This is a genomic window from Thalassospira alkalitolerans (genome assembly GCF_002115745.1).
GTDB lineage: Bacteria > Pseudomonadota > Alphaproteobacteria > Rhodospirillales > Thalassospiraceae > Thalassospira > Thalassospira alkalitolerans.
Map to the genome: position 1 here is coordinate 78,798 of NZ_JFKB01000010.1, position 15,138 is coordinate 93,935.

The 15,138-nt window shown below is 51.9% G+C and carries 15 protein-coding genes; 5 read left to right on the top strand and 10 right to left on the bottom strand.

The genetic code is table 11. From position 1 onward, the window contains the following. Positions 1 to 17: 17 nt before the first annotated feature. The 4 genes from TALK_RS14980 to TALK_RS14995 form a co-directional block, all read right to left on the bottom strand. Positions 18 to 1,073: a sugar phosphate isomerase/epimerase family protein gene (locus tag TALK_RS14980; protein WP_085619953.1), complete on the bottom strand. Its 1,056-nt coding sequence runs from the start codon at positions 1,071 to 1,073 to the stop codon at positions 18 to 20. 142 nt (positions 1,074 to 1,215) lie between these two features. Then, complete coding sequence (locus TALK_RS14985) at positions 1,216 to 2,172, bottom strand: ABC transporter substrate-binding protein (protein ID WP_085619954.1); 957 nt, start codon at positions 2,170 to 2,172, stop codon at positions 1,216 to 1,218. A 65-nt stretch (positions 2,173 to 2,237) separates the two neighbouring features. Continuing rightward, positions 2,238 to 3,251 (bottom strand): ABC transporter permease, encoded by a 1,014-nt coding sequence (locus TALK_RS14990; protein ID WP_085619955.1) that lies wholly within the window; start codon positions 3,249 to 3,251, stop codon positions 2,238 to 2,240. Then, positions 3,238 to 4,797 carry a sugar ABC transporter ATP-binding protein gene (locus TALK_RS14995; protein ID WP_085619956.1) on the bottom strand — a complete coding sequence of 520 codons (1,560 nt, stop codon included), beginning with the start codon at positions 4,795 to 4,797 and terminating at the stop codon, positions 3,238 to 3,240. The genes TALK_RS14990 and TALK_RS14995 overlap by 14 nt, the downstream gene beginning before the upstream one ends. A 197-nt stretch (positions 4,798 to 4,994) precedes the next feature. On the opposite strand from TALK_RS14995, the gene TALK_RS15000 reads away from it, so the two are divergent. Beyond that, positions 4,995 to 6,026, top strand: coding sequence for a LacI family DNA-binding transcriptional regulator (locus tag TALK_RS15000; protein ID WP_085619957.1), 1,032 nt, complete (start codon positions 4,995 to 4,997; stop codon positions 6,024 to 6,026). 57 nt (positions 6,027 to 6,083) lie between these two features. Here the strand turns inward: TALK_RS15000 and TALK_RS15005 are convergent, their stop codons facing one another. Then, positions 6,084 to 6,569: a VOC family protein gene (locus TALK_RS15005; RefSeq protein ID WP_085619958.1), complete on the bottom strand. Its 486-nt coding sequence runs from the start codon at positions 6,567 to 6,569 to the stop codon at positions 6,084 to 6,086. Between the two features lie 544 nt (positions 6,570 to 7,113). Between TALK_RS15005 and nspC the strand changes: the two genes are divergently transcribed. Then, positions 7,114 to 8,211 (top strand): carboxynorspermidine decarboxylase, encoded by a 1,098-nt coding sequence (gene nspC / locus TALK_RS15010; RefSeq protein ID WP_085619959.1) that lies wholly within the window; start codon positions 7,114 to 7,116, stop codon positions 8,209 to 8,211. A gap of 51 nt (positions 8,212 to 8,262) precedes the next feature. Continuing rightward, positions 8,263 to 9,504 carry a saccharopine dehydrogenase family protein gene (locus TALK_RS15015; RefSeq protein WP_085619960.1) on the top strand — a complete coding sequence of 414 codons (1,242 nt, stop codon included), beginning with the start codon at positions 8,263 to 8,265 and terminating at the stop codon, positions 9,502 to 9,504. Positions 9,505 to 9,557: 53 nt separating this feature from the next. Here TALK_RS15015 and TALK_RS15020 read toward each other — a convergent pair whose 3' ends face one another. Further along, the gene (locus TALK_RS15020; protein ID WP_085619961.1) at positions 9,558 to 9,995 is read right to left on the bottom strand and encodes an Lrp/AsnC family transcriptional regulator; all 438 of its coding nucleotides are present in this window, start codon (positions 9,993 to 9,995) and stop codon (positions 9,558 to 9,560) included. A 214-nt stretch (positions 9,996 to 10,209) separates the two neighbouring features. Here TALK_RS15020 and TALK_RS15025 point away from each other — a divergent pair, with 214 nt between their 5' ends. Next, positions 10,210 to 10,461: a hypothetical protein gene (locus TALK_RS15025; protein WP_085619962.1), complete on the top strand. Its 252-nt coding sequence runs from the start codon at positions 10,210 to 10,212 to the stop codon at positions 10,459 to 10,461. A 17-nt stretch (positions 10,462 to 10,478) separates the two neighbouring features. Here the strand turns inward: TALK_RS15025 and maiA are convergent, their stop codons facing one another. From maiA to hmgA, 3 genes are all read right to left on the bottom strand, one after another. After that, positions 10,479 to 11,129, bottom strand: coding sequence for a maleylacetoacetate isomerase (maiA, locus tag TALK_RS15030; RefSeq protein WP_085620041.1), 651 nt, complete (start codon positions 11,127 to 11,129; stop codon positions 10,479 to 10,481). A 6-nt stretch (positions 11,130 to 11,135) separates the two neighbouring features. Then, a complete protein-coding gene (locus TALK_RS15035) occupies positions 11,136 to 12,161 on the bottom strand; it encodes a fumarylacetoacetate hydrolase family protein (RefSeq protein ID WP_085619963.1) in 1,026 nt (341 codons plus the stop codon). Between the two features lie 63 nt (positions 12,162 to 12,224). Further along, positions 12,225 to 13,595 (bottom strand): homogentisate 1,2-dioxygenase, encoded by a 1,371-nt coding sequence (gene hmgA / locus TALK_RS15040; RefSeq protein ID WP_085619964.1) that lies wholly within the window; start codon positions 13,593 to 13,595, stop codon positions 12,225 to 12,227. 79 nt (positions 13,596 to 13,674) lie between these two features. Here hmgA and TALK_RS15045 point away from each other — a divergent pair, with 79 nt between their 5' ends. Further along, positions 13,675 to 14,103 carry a MarR family winged helix-turn-helix transcriptional regulator gene (locus TALK_RS15045; protein WP_085619965.1) on the top strand — a complete coding sequence of 143 codons (429 nt, stop codon included), beginning with the start codon at positions 13,675 to 13,677 and terminating at the stop codon, positions 14,101 to 14,103. Here the strand turns inward: TALK_RS15045 and TALK_RS15050 are convergent. Next, positions 14,060 to 14,956 (bottom strand): IclR family transcriptional regulator, encoded by an 897-nt coding sequence (locus TALK_RS15050; protein WP_085619966.1) that lies wholly within the window; start codon positions 14,954 to 14,956, stop codon positions 14,060 to 14,062. The two genes, TALK_RS15045 and TALK_RS15050, sit on opposite strands and share 44 nt — an antisense overlap. Between the last annotated feature and the right edge of the window lie 182 nt (positions 14,957 to 15,138).

Sequence of the window (15,138 nt, forward strand, 5' to 3'; positions counted from 1 at the left end):
TGCATCCGATGTAGACCTTAATCAAGGCCCAGCAAACGCCGGTTGGTGGCCTCATCCGTGCCACCATCGGCGAAATCATCAAATGCCTTTTCAGTAACACGAATAATGTGATCGCGAATAAAATCCGCACCTTCACGTGCGCCGTCTTCGGGATGTTTCAACGCGCATTCCCATTCCAGCACAGCCCAACCATCAAAATCAATTGCCGCAAGCTTGGAAAAAATCGCGCCAAAGTCCACCTGCCCGTCTCCAAGCGAACGGAACCGCCCTGCCCGCCCGGCCCAGCTCTGATATCCGGAATAAATGCCCTGTCGCCCGGTCGGATTGAATTCCGCATCCTTAACGTGGAACATCTTGATCCGGTCGGCATAAATATCGATGAAATCAAGGTAATCAAGCTGCTGCAGGACAAAGTGGCTCGGGTCATAAAGAATGTTGCAACGCGGGTGATTTTGAACCCGTTCAAGGAACATCTCGAACGTCACGCCATCAAACAAATCCTCGCCCGGATGAATTTCGTAACACAGGTTCACACCGGATTCTTCCGCCGCATCAAGGATCGGCAGCCAGCGTTTGGCAAGCTCATCAAAGGCTGTTTCAATCAACCCCGCCGGACGTTGGGGCCACGGATAAACATAAGGCCATGCCAACGCACCGGAAAATGTCGCATGATCGGAAATGCCCAAATGGCGCGATGCCTTGATCGCCGCCTTAACCTGATTGACCGCCCATTCCTGTCGTGCCTTCGGGTTACCACGCACCTCGGGGGCTGCAAAACCATCAAACATTTCATCATAGGCGGGATGAACGGCAACCAGTTGCCCCTGAATATGGGTGGAAAGCTCGGTAATCTCGATCCCGTATTCACCCAGAATACCTTTAACCTCGTCACAATACGTCTTGCTTTCGGCCGCCTTTTCAACATCGAACAGGCGTTTGTCCCAACTGGGGATCTGTACGCCTTTATATCCAAGCGACGACGCCCAACGCCCGATATTGGAAAGGCTGTCAAACGGGGCCTCATCCCCGGTAAACTGGGCAAGAAAAATAGCCGGTCCCTTAAGCGTTCTCATTACAGCCTCGTATGGTTTTTCCGGGTGGTTCGGAAATTATGCACGATAAAATAAGAAGCCCCGCCTCGCCTGACTGACGCGGCGGGGCTCTGTTACTTACGTATGTCGATGCACTTGGCACCAGACACATCCGTCAAACCGCTTAGAACGGCGAATCCGGGAAATAGAAGTTCTTGGCATTTTCCTCGGTTACGACAGTCGCGCCCAGAATATAACGGCCTTCGACCGCGCCATTGGAAACGAACTTCAACACCGTGATATCCATCGCGGTTGCAATCATTGATGGCGGATACAGAACATCAATCGGGGTCAGCTTGTCACCATCCATCACGCGTTTGATGATGTCCTTCATGCCAGCTCCGCCGACGATGAACATTTCATCGGTACGATCCGCCTGTTTGATGGCTTCGATCACGCCAAGCGTAATATCGTCATCCTGCGCCCAGACCGCATCAATTTTCGGAAAGCGTGACAGGAAATCCTGCATGACTTCATAACCGTCATCACGATTCCAATTGGCGTGCTTCATATCAAGGACCTCGATATCCGATCCCTCTATTTCTTTCAGGAAACCTTCAACACGCTCTTCATCCACCACGGTTGGAATGCCGCGTAGAATGACAATCTTGCCTTTGCCATCAAGGCGCTTCTTGATGTATTCACCTGAAACGCGGCCCAGTTCCGGGTTGTTACCCGCAACATAGACATCCTCGATCCCCGGCAGGGAAAGACCACGGTCAACCACGGTCACGAACTTGCCTGCTTGCTTGACCTGCTGAACCGGAACGGTCAGCGGATCGGATTCAAACGGCAAAACCACCAGCGCATCGATATTTTGCACCGACACCAGATCTTCAAGGTCGTTGGCCTGTTCGGTCGCACCTTTGGCGGTGGCAATGATCACATCGATGTTGGGATATGCTGCCTCGATCCGTTTCTCAGCCTCGGCCGCGTGATAGTTCAAACCACCGGCCCAGCCATGGGTCGCAGCCGGGATTGAAACCCCGATTTTGATCTTTTCCTGTGCCATTGCACTACCGGATGCCAGACCAAGGCCCATAATACAGGCCGCGCCGAGAAACTTTGTAAACGTTTTCATTTAAGCTTCCTCCTGATCAAAAAATGATTCTGTTCGTCATCTTTAAGCCGGACGTTGATCGCCGGTTATTTGCTTTTCTTGCGTCGCCAATCCCCGCGCTGCAGGAAAACGGCAACGATAATGATCAGCCCCTGAACAGCCCCGTTCAGGTAATTACTGATCGCATCGGTAAGGTTTAAAATATTGCCAATCGTGGTCAGCATAATCGCACCGATCACCGTGCCCCATATCCGCCCGTAACCACCCTTAAGCATGGTGCCGCCGATAATCACGGCTGCGATGGCTTCAAGTTCCCAAAGAACACCGGTTGAACTCGATGCCGACCCCAGACGCGGCACATAGATAATCGTCGCAACCGAGACACAAATCCCCTGAATGACATAGGTCATGGTCTTGACCCGGTCGACATGGATCGCGGAATAGCGCGCCACCTGTTCGTTCGAACCAATGGCAAAACATTTGCGCCCGAACGGCGTCATATTCAGCAAAACATACCCGGCAACCGCCACCGCCAGAAACACCAGAACCGGCACCGGAATGCCAAGCAGATCCCCGTAATAAACCGGCCGATACGTCCCGCGTATTTCGAAGTCCAGCGACAACGTCCCACCATCGGCCATATAGGTTACAAGCGAGCGATAAATACCCATGGTACCAAGTGTCACAATAAAGGCTTCGATCTTGCCTTTTGTACTCACCAGACCATTAATCGCCCCGGCGCCAATACCCAAAACAATGCTGAGCACGACACCGATCAAAACGGTTTCAAGCCCCGGCCCCAAAGTTTCAACCAACCCGTTCATCACGACAATCATCGCGCCGGAAATAAAGGCTGCCATCGATCCGACCGACAGATCAATTCCCCCAGCGGTAATCACGAATGTTGCGCCTACGGCAATGATGCCGATAAAGGCCGAGCGGGTAAAAATGTTGGAAAGGTTGCCGCTGCTCAGGAATGCGTCATTGATCGAAGTCCCCAGAATAAACAGCAGAACAAGGGCCAGAAACGGGCCAAGCGCCTTGAAATCGATTGAAAAACGGGACGATGCATTTTGCCCGCTACGTTCAAGTCCGCTCATGAACAGACACTCCCTCTTGGCCTGAAATTCCTGTCGCATGCCGCATGATTTCATGTTCGTTGCGGTCGTTTCCTTCAAGAATGCCGGTAATGCGCCCCGCCGCCATGACCGCAATACGATCCGACAGACCCAGCATTTCTGGCATTTCCGACGACAGTAAAATGACGGATTTTCCGCGATCGGTCAGATCGCCGATAAAATGATAAATCTGGCTTTTTGTGCCAATATCGATGCCGCGCGTTGGCTCGTCGATAATGACAATATCGGGATCGGTTTCCATGACCTTGGCCAGCAAAAGCTTTTGCTGGTTGCCACCTGAAAAATCACCAACCTTGGCTTTGCGATCCGCCGCCCGGATATCAAAGGCGGCAATTGCCCGCTCAAGAGCGGCTTCTTCGGCTTTGCGATCAAGGATCACACGCCCGAACTTTTCAAGCGCCAACAAAGTCAGGTTTGGCCGCATATCCATATTCAGCAACAACCCGCTGCCTTTACGGTCCTTGGTCAAATAGGCAATGCCACAATCCTTGGCATCTTGCAGGCTGGAAATCCGGACCGGTTTGCCATTACGCTCAATCACACCCGATGATTTTTCGCGCAGGCCAATGATCGCTTCCATCAATGCCGTTCGCCCCGCACCAACGATCCCGGCGAAACCAAGCACTTCACCCTTGTGAAGATCAAAACTCGCATCGCGCACCTGACCGGCAAGCGATAGATCGCGGACCGAAAGAACAATCGGTGCACTGGTATCAGAAACCCGATCCGGGAACATTTGCGTGATATCGCGCCCAACCATCAAACGCGCCATGTCATCCTTTGTCAGTTCGGCAACCGGCTCGGTAATGATATGGCGGCCATCGCGTAACACGGTGACCCGGTCCGCAATGGCTTTGATTTCATCAAGCTTGTGGGAAATATAAAGGATCGCAACACCCTGCTCGCGCAGGCGCCTGATCTGATCAAACAGGATATCGACCTCGCGCCCGGTCAGAACCGCTGTTGGTTCATCAAGGATCAGGATGTCGGCCTTCTTGCTCAGCGCCTTGGCGATTTCGACCATCTGGCGATCAGATACCGCAAGATCACGGATCCGCGCACGGGGATCAACGTTGCATTGCAATTGGCTCAGCAACCGTTTGGCTTCAGCGCGCATTGCGACTTTATCAAGGAACCAGCCGCGCTTGATCTCGCGGCCCAAAAAGATGTTTTCCTCGACCGTCAATTGCTCGGCCAGATTAAGTTCCTGATGGATCAGGATTACACCATGGGCTTCGCCCACCGCACTATCAGCAAAACTGACATTGGCACCATCAAGGACAAGCTCACCTTCGGTCGGTTGGTGATAACCCGACAGGATTTTAACCAAAGTCGATTTACCTGCGCCGTTTTCCCCCAAAAGCGCATGGACTTCACCAGCTCGCAAATCGATGGAAACATCAAAAAGCACCTGGGCAGGCCCAAAAGATTTGCAAATCTTCCGCCCGGAAAGGCGCAATTCGCCCCCGATACCGGGATCAACGGCATCACCAGCCGTATCCGTCATGAATGTAACCTCCCTCGCGTCGCATTAATGCGATCAACTTTTGATTGCCTTTTGTGTAAACGTTTTCATTATTTATGTAAACCTTTACATTTACAATCTGGTGACCAAAATCACACCACCCGTTATAGGAATTCATTCGGATATCGCGGGGCATCAATGCCGCTAGACAGCCCATCAGCGGCAGAGTAGGAAGAACAATGATCGAAAAAACCGCGACGATTGAAGATGTTGCCGAACATGCCGGGGTATCGATTGCCACCGTCAGCCGCGCATTGCACAAACCGCAAGTCGTTTCCGAAAAAACGCGTGAAAAAGTACAAACCGCCATTGCCGTGACGGGTTACACTGCCAATGTCATGGCGCGAAATCTGCGTCTGAACCGGTCTGGCATGATCCTTTTGCTGGTGCCAGACATCGGAAACCCTTTCTTTTCGGCGATTCTATCGGGCATTGAACAAGGTGCCAGCAAAGCCGGATACAACGTGTTGATTGGCGACACCCAAAACGAACCCGAACGCGAAGCAACCTATGCCGCGTATCTGCGCAGCAATCAGGCAGATGGGATGATCCTGCTGAATGGGCGCCTGCCCGCGCCACTTGCCAACACACCGCGCGGGATAACACCGCCGGTCGTCATTGCCTGCGAACGCATTCCGGGCTGCAATTTACCGACTGTCATTATCGACAACGAAAAAGCTGCCTATATTGCAACCCGCCATCTGCGGGAATTCGGCCATACACGAATTGCCCATATTGCGGGCCCCGCCAGCAATATCCTGACAACAGATCGCGCCGCGGGCTATCAACGCGCACTCGCAGAAGCAAACATAAAAACCAATTCTTCGCTGGTTTATGGTGCAGACTTTTCAATAGAAGCAGGCATCAAAGCCGCAAGAGCCTTGCTAAACGATGCGCCAAACCGCCCGACCGCATTTTTCTGTGCGTCTGACGGCATGGCCATCGGGGTCATTGTTGCAGCCAAGGAAATCGGCCTGCGCGTGCCCGAAGATATTTCTGTCGTCGGATTTGACGACATTTACCTAGCCGCCAATTACGACCCACCCCTTACCACCGTGCGCCAACCCCAGCGCCGCCTTGGCGAACAGGCAATATCCCTGTTACTCGCCGGGCTGGATAAAACCGAGACACAGACCGTGCCGACGGAAAATCCGGTGATTGTTCCGACGGAACTGATTGTCCGAAAAAGCTCTGGCCCTTGTCCAACCTGACACTATCAACAACCTGTCCCCGGCCCTATTCCCCTTGGACAGCCTGCGTAACGGCAATCATCGGTTGGCGATCTTTTTCCATTCCTCGTAAACTGCACGGGCCCGGTCTGTATGATCATCGCTTGATTTGGGCTTTTCAGATGCGAATATTTCAAATCGAATACCATTTGGATCACGAATGAACAGACGGCGCGATGTTCCATCATCCTCGTTATGATAAACGACCTTGTTCTGAAACAAATGGTTTTGCCAGGCAATGACATCGCGCGGCGCATCACAACGCAACCCGATATGAAACACCTCATCGGGCATATCAGAGGCATCAGGATAAGGCCCCGTATCAGCAGGCCAGTCAAAAAATGACAGGCGCGTCCCATCGGACAGCGCAAAGGTAATCAACAGATAATCGCTTTTCCAGGATGGACTGTAACCGCTTTCGGCGTGGACAAGTCTGGCCTTCAAAACGCGCGAATAAAAATCATCCGTTGCCGCAAGGTCGCGGGTTGGAAAGGCCAAGTGATCGACACGAACGGGTGCAGGCATGGAAGCCTCCTCATTTGTCGCTTTGGACAATGCAATTCACTATAAAACTTAGTCACCACATGCCAAGGGTCAAGTCGTGGGAACCACATCATTTAAGTCGTACGATTATGCAAAAGCCGACATTTAATGATACTGTTACCTGATGTCTTGATCAGCACTTCCATGCGCGATGTTGATACACACTTTGACGCGGCCCAAGTTTCATGAAACCGCAATCTGTTACTGACGACTGTTGATACCCACATAGAATCAAGTCATTAACGGCACTTGGGGCTTAATACGGACATGCCGCAACCGGCCGCGCAAACAACATAAACATGCGTAAAATGGACATAGTGTTGACCACAATGTTCCTCGCTGCTATTGGGGCGCGGCGCATGCGATAAAGATACCAAATACCGTTGCATCGATGGTGTTAAATACGTCGGCAAAAATCGGACTTGAACGCCGAATTTTCGGGGAATGTTTACCGGTCAACGGACGTTTTCCGCATTGTCTTTTCGGTCCCTGAAAACAGGGCCCTTGGTCAAGGAACCAGAACACGATGGCGCATACGCCCTATTATTTGATCGATAAATCGAAACTTCTGCGCAACATGGAAAAGATCGCCTATGTGCGCGAACATTCCGGCGCAAAGGCGTTGCTGGCATTGAAATGTTTTGCGACCTGGTCGGTCTTTGATTTCATGTCGGACTATATGGATGGCACGACGTCATCGTCACTTTACGAAGTGAAACTTGGCCGCGCCAAATTCGGCAAGGAAACCCATGCCTATAGCGTCGCTTATTCCGATGACGAAATCAAAGAAGTCATCGAAAACGCCGACAAGATCATTTTCAATTCTATCAGTCAGCTGACCCGCTTTGCCGATGCCGCATCGGGCATTGTGCGCGGTCTTCGCCTTAACCCACAGGTTTCGACATCGAGCTTTGATCTGGCCGATCCGGCACGCCCGTTTTCACGCCTTGGCGAATGGGACGTTGCCAAGGTCGAAGCCGTCATGGATCGCATTTCCGGCTTTATGATTCACAATAACTGTGAAAACAGCGATTTCGACCTGTTTGATAAAATGCTGACCGATATCGAAGACAAATTCAGATCGCTGCTATCGCGTGTTGAATGGGTCAGTCTGGGCGGCGGCATCCATTTCACCGGCGAAAACTATCCGATTGATAAATTCTGTGCCCGCCTGCGTGCATTTTCAGAAAAATATGGCGTTCAGGTTTATCTGGAACCGGGCGAAGCCTCGATCACCAAAAGCACAACGCTTGAGGTTACGGTCCTTGATACCCTGTTCAATGGCAAAAACCTTGCCATCGTTGATAGCTCAATCGAAGCCCATATGCTTGATCTGCTGATTTATCGCGAACCGGCAAAAATTGAACCGAACACGGGCAATCATCCCTATATGATCTGTGGCAAATCCTGTCTTGCCGGTGATGTTTTTGGCGAGTTTTCATTCGAGAACGCGATCAAGGTCGGTGACCGGATTTCGATCCAGGATGCGGCCGGATATACCATGGTCAAAAAGAACTGGTTTAACGGTGTTGGTATGCCGTCCATTGTGATCAAGGAACTTGACGGCAGCGAACGCGTTATTCGTGAATTCACTTTCGACGACTATGTATCGAGCCTTTCCTAACAAAGGCACTTTGGGTTTCATCTATTCAAAAAAGGGAGTTTTTGGCCCGAGATGAAGAAGAACGTTCTGATTATCGGCGCAGGTGGCGTCGCACAGGTGGTCGCGCACAAATGTGCACAGCATAATGATGTGCTTGGCGATATCCATATTGCGTCGCGCACGGCGGAAAAATGCCAAAACATCATCAATAGCATCCATGAAAAGAAAAGCCTGAAAAACCCAGGCATTCTTGAAGGTCACGCGCTTGACGCGACCGATGTCGATGCCACGGCTGCATTGATCAAAAAGACCGGTTGCGAAATCGTCATTAATGTTGGTTCGCCCTTCGTCAATATGCCGGTTATGTCGGCATGTATCAAAACCGGTGTCGCCTATCTTGATACCGCCATCCACGAAGAGCAGGATAAAATCTGCGAAACGCCGCCATGGTATGCGAACTATGAGTGGAAGCGCCGCGAAGAATGCGAAAAAGCCGGGATCACCGCGATCCTTGGCATCGGTTTTGATCCGGGTGTTGTGAATGCCTATGCCAAGCTGGCCGTCGAAGACTATTTCGACAAAATTGACTCGATTGACATCATCGACATCAATGCCGGTAGCCATGGCAAATATTTTGCCACCAATTTCGACCCGGAAATCAATTTCCGCGAATTCACCGGCACGGTCTATTCCTGGCAAGACAGTGAATGGAAATCGAACAAAATGTTCGAGATCAAAAAAGTCTGGGACATGCCGGTCGTTGGTGAAAGCCAGACCTTCATGACCGGCCATGACGAGGTTCACTCTCTATCGCAGAACCTTGATGTGCCCAATGTTCGTTTCTGGATGGGCTTTGGTGATCACTACGTCAATGTGTTCACGGTTCTAAACAGCATTGGCCTTCTTTCTGAAAAACCCGTCACCACGGCCGAGGGACTTGAAGTCGTACCGCTTAAGGTCGTAAAGGCCTGCCTGCCCGATCCAAGCTCGCTGGCACCAAATTACACCGGCAAAACCTGCATCGGTGATTTGGTCAAGGGCACCAAGGACGGCAAGGAAACCGAGGTCCTGATCTATAACGTTGCGGATCACAAGGATGCCTATAACGAAGTCGGCAGCCAAGGCATTTCCTATACCGCTGGTGTGCCGCCGGTTGCGGCCGCCATGTTGATCGCAACTGGCGAATGGGATGTTAAAAAGATGGCCAATGTCGAAGACTTGCCATCCAAACCGTTCCTGAACCTTTTGAACGGCATGGGTCTTCCGACCCGCATCAAAGATGCCAACGGCGACCGGGCACTTGATTTCGCGTAAATCGCGACCCCACGCGATCCAATGACAAACGGCGGGCATGATGCCCGCCATTTTTATTTAAGCGATCCCAGAACCGCCAGACTTTCATACCGCTTGATATAAGGTTCGTGAAACACGCGCTCGACGAATTCGCTATATTCATCCATATCGGCAACCTGAATGCGCAAAACAAAATCATGCGCCCCGGTCACGTGATGGCACTGAACGACTTCAGGCATTTTGGCGAAAGCCTCGCGCATCAGGATATAACGATCCGGTCGGTCACGTTCCATGGTCAGCAACACAATGATCATCATGCGCTTGCCAAATGCTTTGGGGGAAACGACGGCAACATCGCGTTCAATCACGCCCGTTTCACGCAGGCGCTGCACCCGGCGCAAACAGGCTGCAGATGACAATCCCACCTGTGTCGACAGCTCGCTCCCGGTCAGGCGGCTGTTTTCCTGCAGAAGTTCCAGCAGGCGATAATCGAATTTATCAAGTTCGGTCAAAATTCCCCCAGCCGCAAATCTGCATTAATCACATCCCCGCACAATGACCGAAGCGGTCCGAGAAGAAAAATCGTTTTTACGTAAAATTTGCGGAAATTTCGCACGCATTTACGATCTTTGCGCACCGAAGTCATTTGATGCGGGCTAATTTCAACCTGTGTTCGGAAGTGATTTCGGACCCTCATTAGAAAAAGCAAACTAGCGAGCCAGCATCATGTCAGCACAAATCACGACACACTCCCTCGTCGCCACCACCAATGCTGCGCCGACGTCAAAATCGGCATTCGGCGCAGTTGTCTGGCGCTGGCTCGTCCTTTCTGCGCAGCATGTGGCAAAGCGTCACAAGATCGCACGTGACACCGCATGGCTTCGCGAAAGCCCGGAATTTGTCCTTAGGGATGTTGGGCTTGACCGCAACATGGTCGAACGGGCCTGTCTGACGGGCAAAGCATCATCAAACGACTAGGACTGGAATCTGATCCTCTAGCGTGGACAAAGATCAGGATGGGCGCGTGCAAACGCGTCCATCGCAAGACAACGTTCGGCAATGCGATTAACCGCATTAAGCCCGCCAATATCAACGCCCCACCGTTTGGCATTGAAAACCTGTGGAATTAAGCAGATATCGGCCATTGACGGCCGATCTCCGTGGCAAAAACCACCGGAATTGGCGGGATCAAGAAGCCGCTCGAATGCATTAAGCCCCTCGGCGATATATTTCCGCATCCACGCCAAACGTATTTCCGTCGGATCATCACCGTGCGCCTCGGCCATCTTCATCACATTGCCGACCACGCCCAGATTGCAAACAGGGTGAATATCCATCGCAATCACATGCGACAATGCACGTACATGCTGCCTTCCCACGGCATCGTTCGGCAGGAAATCCGCCCCTTTGTGGGTTTCATCCAGATATTCGATGATCGCCAATGACTGGGTTAACAAAACCCCGTCGATCTGAAGAGCCGGCACCAATCCTTGCGGATTGCGTTCCCGGAACTCAGGGGATTTATGCATCCCTGCCACAAGATCAATCGGCTCGGTCCGATACGGGATACCCAAAAGGCAAAGCGCGATCCGGACCCGATAGGATGCCGATGACCGCCAATAGTCATATAATATGACCTCATTCATGGCCATTCATTCCGCGCGATTATATTGTATGACTTTTTGATCGATGGCCCCGAAAATCGACTGACCATCACCGTCCAGCATCTCAATCCGGACCTGATCACCAAACTGCAGAAACGGCGTTTCAGGTTTGCCGTTTTCAATGGTTTCAATCATACGGATTTCCGCAATACAGGAATATCCCGCACCGCCCTGATCAACCGGTTTGCCCGCAGCACCATCAAGTTTGTTGGAAACCGTCCCCGACCCGATGATTGACCCGGCACATAAAGGCCGGGTTTTTGCCGCATGGGCAACCAATTGGGCAAAATCGAACGTCATATCGACACCGGCATTGGCGCGCCCAAATGGCTTGCCATTCAAATCAACACAAAGAGGCAAGTGGACTTTTCCCCCGTCCCAAGCATCGCCCAATTCGTCGGGCGTGACCGCGACTGGCGAAAAAGCCGAAGACGGCTTGGACTGGAAAAAGCCAAACCCCTTGGCCAGTTCGCCCGGTATTAACCCGCGCAACGAAACATCATTGACCAACATAATCAGACGAATACCATCACGGGCCTGTTCAAGGCTGGCCCCCATGGGGACATCACCGGTAATCACCGCGATTTCGCCTTCCATATCGATACCCCATGCCGTATCGGCCAGACGGATATCGTCACGCGGACCAAGGAAACTGTCCGATCCACCCTGATACATCAGCGGATCGGTCCAGAACGTTTCCGGCATTTCCGCACCGCGTGCCTTGCGCACAAGTTCAACATGATTGACATAGGCAGACCCATCCGCCCACTGAAACGCACGCGGCAGCGGCGAATGCAGTTTTGTCGCATCCAATTTCATAAGCGTTGCAACAGTCGATCCGGCGGCGATTTCAGCGGCCAACTCGGTCAGACGCGGTTCAATAACGCCCCAGTTATCAAGGGCTGCTTGCAGGGTCGGCGCGATTGCGCTGGCATCGACATAATGCGAAAGATCGCCTGTCACCAGTATAAGCTGTCCGTCACGGGTGCCGTTTTTAAGAGTTGCGAGTTTCATCGGTTTTATGCCTCCGGCATTCTTGTCGTTAGATCCTGAAGTTTTCTTGTTATGGATCGGCCGTTACGGCCGACCTTCGGGAGTCCCGTCAAATTTGCGTTCCAGCCCATCCCAACATTCAAGATAGTCATCCTGAAGCGTGTCGAGTTCAGCGGCAAATTTCGTCAATTGCTGGGGAAACTGCGTTTCGAACATAAAGGCCATAGTGCCATCAAGTTTCTGCGGCCCCAGATTGCTGTTTGAGGCTTTTTCAAAGCCGAACGCATCAGGACCATGGGCCAGCATCATGTTATGCAAGCTCATGCCACCGGGAACGAAGCCTTCTTCCTTGGCGTCATATTGACCGCAGATCAGGCCCATGAATTCCGACATGATATTGCGATGATACCAAGGGGGCCGGAATGTGTTTTCCGCCACCATCCAGCGCGGTGGGAAAATCACGAAATCAATATTCGCGGTTCCGGCTTCCCCCGATGGGGCGGTTAAAACCGTAAAGATTGACGGATCAGGATGGTCAAACAGGATCGCCCCAACCGGTGAAAACGTGCGCAGGTCATATTTGAACGGCGTGTAATTGCCGTGCCATGCCACAACGTCCAGCGGCGAATGACCAATGCCGGTTTCATGGAACTGCCCGCACCATTTGATCAGAATGCGACACGGGGTTTCCTTGTCCTCATAAGCCGCGACCGGCGTTTTGAAATCGCGCGGATTTGCAAGACAGTTGGCCCCGATTGGCCCCCGTTCTGGCAGGGTGAATTTTGCGCCGTAATTTTCACAAACATAGCCACGCGCACCGCCGTCAATCCCGGCCTTGGTGATCGCGACCTTAAACATCATGCCACGCGGGATCAGGGCAATTTCAAGCGGCTCAACATCCATGATGCCAAGCTCTGTAAAGATACGAAGTGTGCCACTTTCAGGCACGATCAGCATCTCGCCATCGGCGTTAAAGAAATAATCGTCCACCATGTCGGTGTTACAGACATAGACATGGCTTGCCATGCCCGTCAGGGTCATGGCATCGCCCGCCGTGGTAATGGTCCGCATACCCGATATGAAATCAGTCGGGTTATTTGGCATCGGCACCGGGTCCCAGCGCAACTGACCAAGTGCCAAACTGTGATCATTCACGCAAGGTGCCGTTTTCCATTCCGGCAGGGCAAAGGATTTAAACCGGCCATTATGACGCACACTGGGTCGCATACGATAAAGCCAGGACCGTTCATTGGTGCCACGTGGCGCGGTAAAAGGTGACCCTGAAAGCTGTTCGGCATAAAGGCCATAGGCACATTTTTGCGGGCTATTTTGCCCCTGTGGCAGGGCACCGGGCAGGCTTTCGGTTTCAAAATCATTGCCGAAACCGGGCATGTAACGCAAATCGCCCACAAGGCTGTTCTCAGCGGTTCTGGTGGTAACAATGTGATCTGTCATTGCCTTTTTCCTTACAATCCCTCATATAGTTACATTCGTAACTATAATTTTTGTAACTATCAAACAGCCTTTTAAAACCATGAAATCTGAATTTGATTTACACAGCTTTCTGCCGTTTTTAATGCATCACGCCAGCGAGAAGATCAGCCTTGGTTTTCGCGATATCTATCGCGACCGATACCGTATGACCCGATCGGAATGGCGCGTCCTGGCGACCCTTGGCCAATATGGCGCACTAACGGCGACTGAAATCATTGCCCATACGGGCCTGCATAAAACCAAAGTATCGCGCGCGGTTTTTTCCATCGAACAACGCCGCTGGCTAAAGCGTGGCCAGGATGAAAATGACAAGCGCATCCATCGGCTTGAACTGACATCACAGGGCAATTCCGCCTTTAATGCACTCTGTGACGCGGGTGCTGCCTATAACCAAAAAGTTCATGATTTTCTGGGCGCAGATGATTTCAAACGTCTTTCCGGCCTCCTGGAAAAGCTGAACGATCTTTAAGGCCGGGATTGTCAGCCTTATCGTCTTCATCGCGCGGCTTTCCGCCCCAACTTTGGGTGAAATCGGCAATCGCGCGCAGAAAAACGTCAAAGGCCGGTTGGCCGGGCTGAAAGTAATTTGCCTTGGGGTTCATCAGCGTGACACAGCACGCCACCGCCCCGTCCAGATTGTAAACCGGCGCACTGATTGCCGACAAACCCGGCACAATATCGCCTTCAATCACAGCCGCACCGCGTTCGCGGGTTTCAACAATCAAACGATCCACCGTTGCATCATCCCAATGCAGAATATCCTGTTCTGCGCGAATGACATGCTCGATCGCGTTATGGGGCATGGTCGATAAAAACGCTTGGCCCGTGGCAGACCGCAATAACGGCATCACGGTTCCAAGCCCCATGGTCGATATGATCGGCGGACCGCCATGCTCGGTCCGGATCAGAACCGGTCCGCGTTCGCCCCAAATCGCCAAATGCCCCGATGATCGCAACTCAATCGCCAGATTGCGCAAAAGTCGCCCGGCCCGCATGACAACATCATTGCGTTCAATTGCCGAAATTCCCATTCGCAAGGCCATCGGCCCCAAACCATAAAGCCCGGTCAGGTCATCCTGCCAGGCAAGACCTATGCGCACCAAACTGGCGAGATAGCGATGCACCTTGGCGGGTGGCATACCCACCGCCGCCGCCAAATCCTTAAGCGGCACCGGAAATTTGAAATCACATAATGCGGCAATAATAACGCCGCTGACCTCAACCGATTGGATGCCTTTGCGCGTATCCGCAACATCAACCGCATCAGTGATATCGGAGCCATCACTGCCTACTGAAGGATTATTTGATGGGACTCTAACCAAAATTAACCTGCATAAATTTCATATTGCGTAATTCATTATATATATCATAATTATAATTCAAAAGAAAAATTGCTTCAACATCCGATCAAAAGCCACCGATCAGATGCGCCCTCGTTTGCCGCATCGCACCAACAGGACCGACCACGGTCACAATACGTCATTAAACCGACATCCGAAATCAA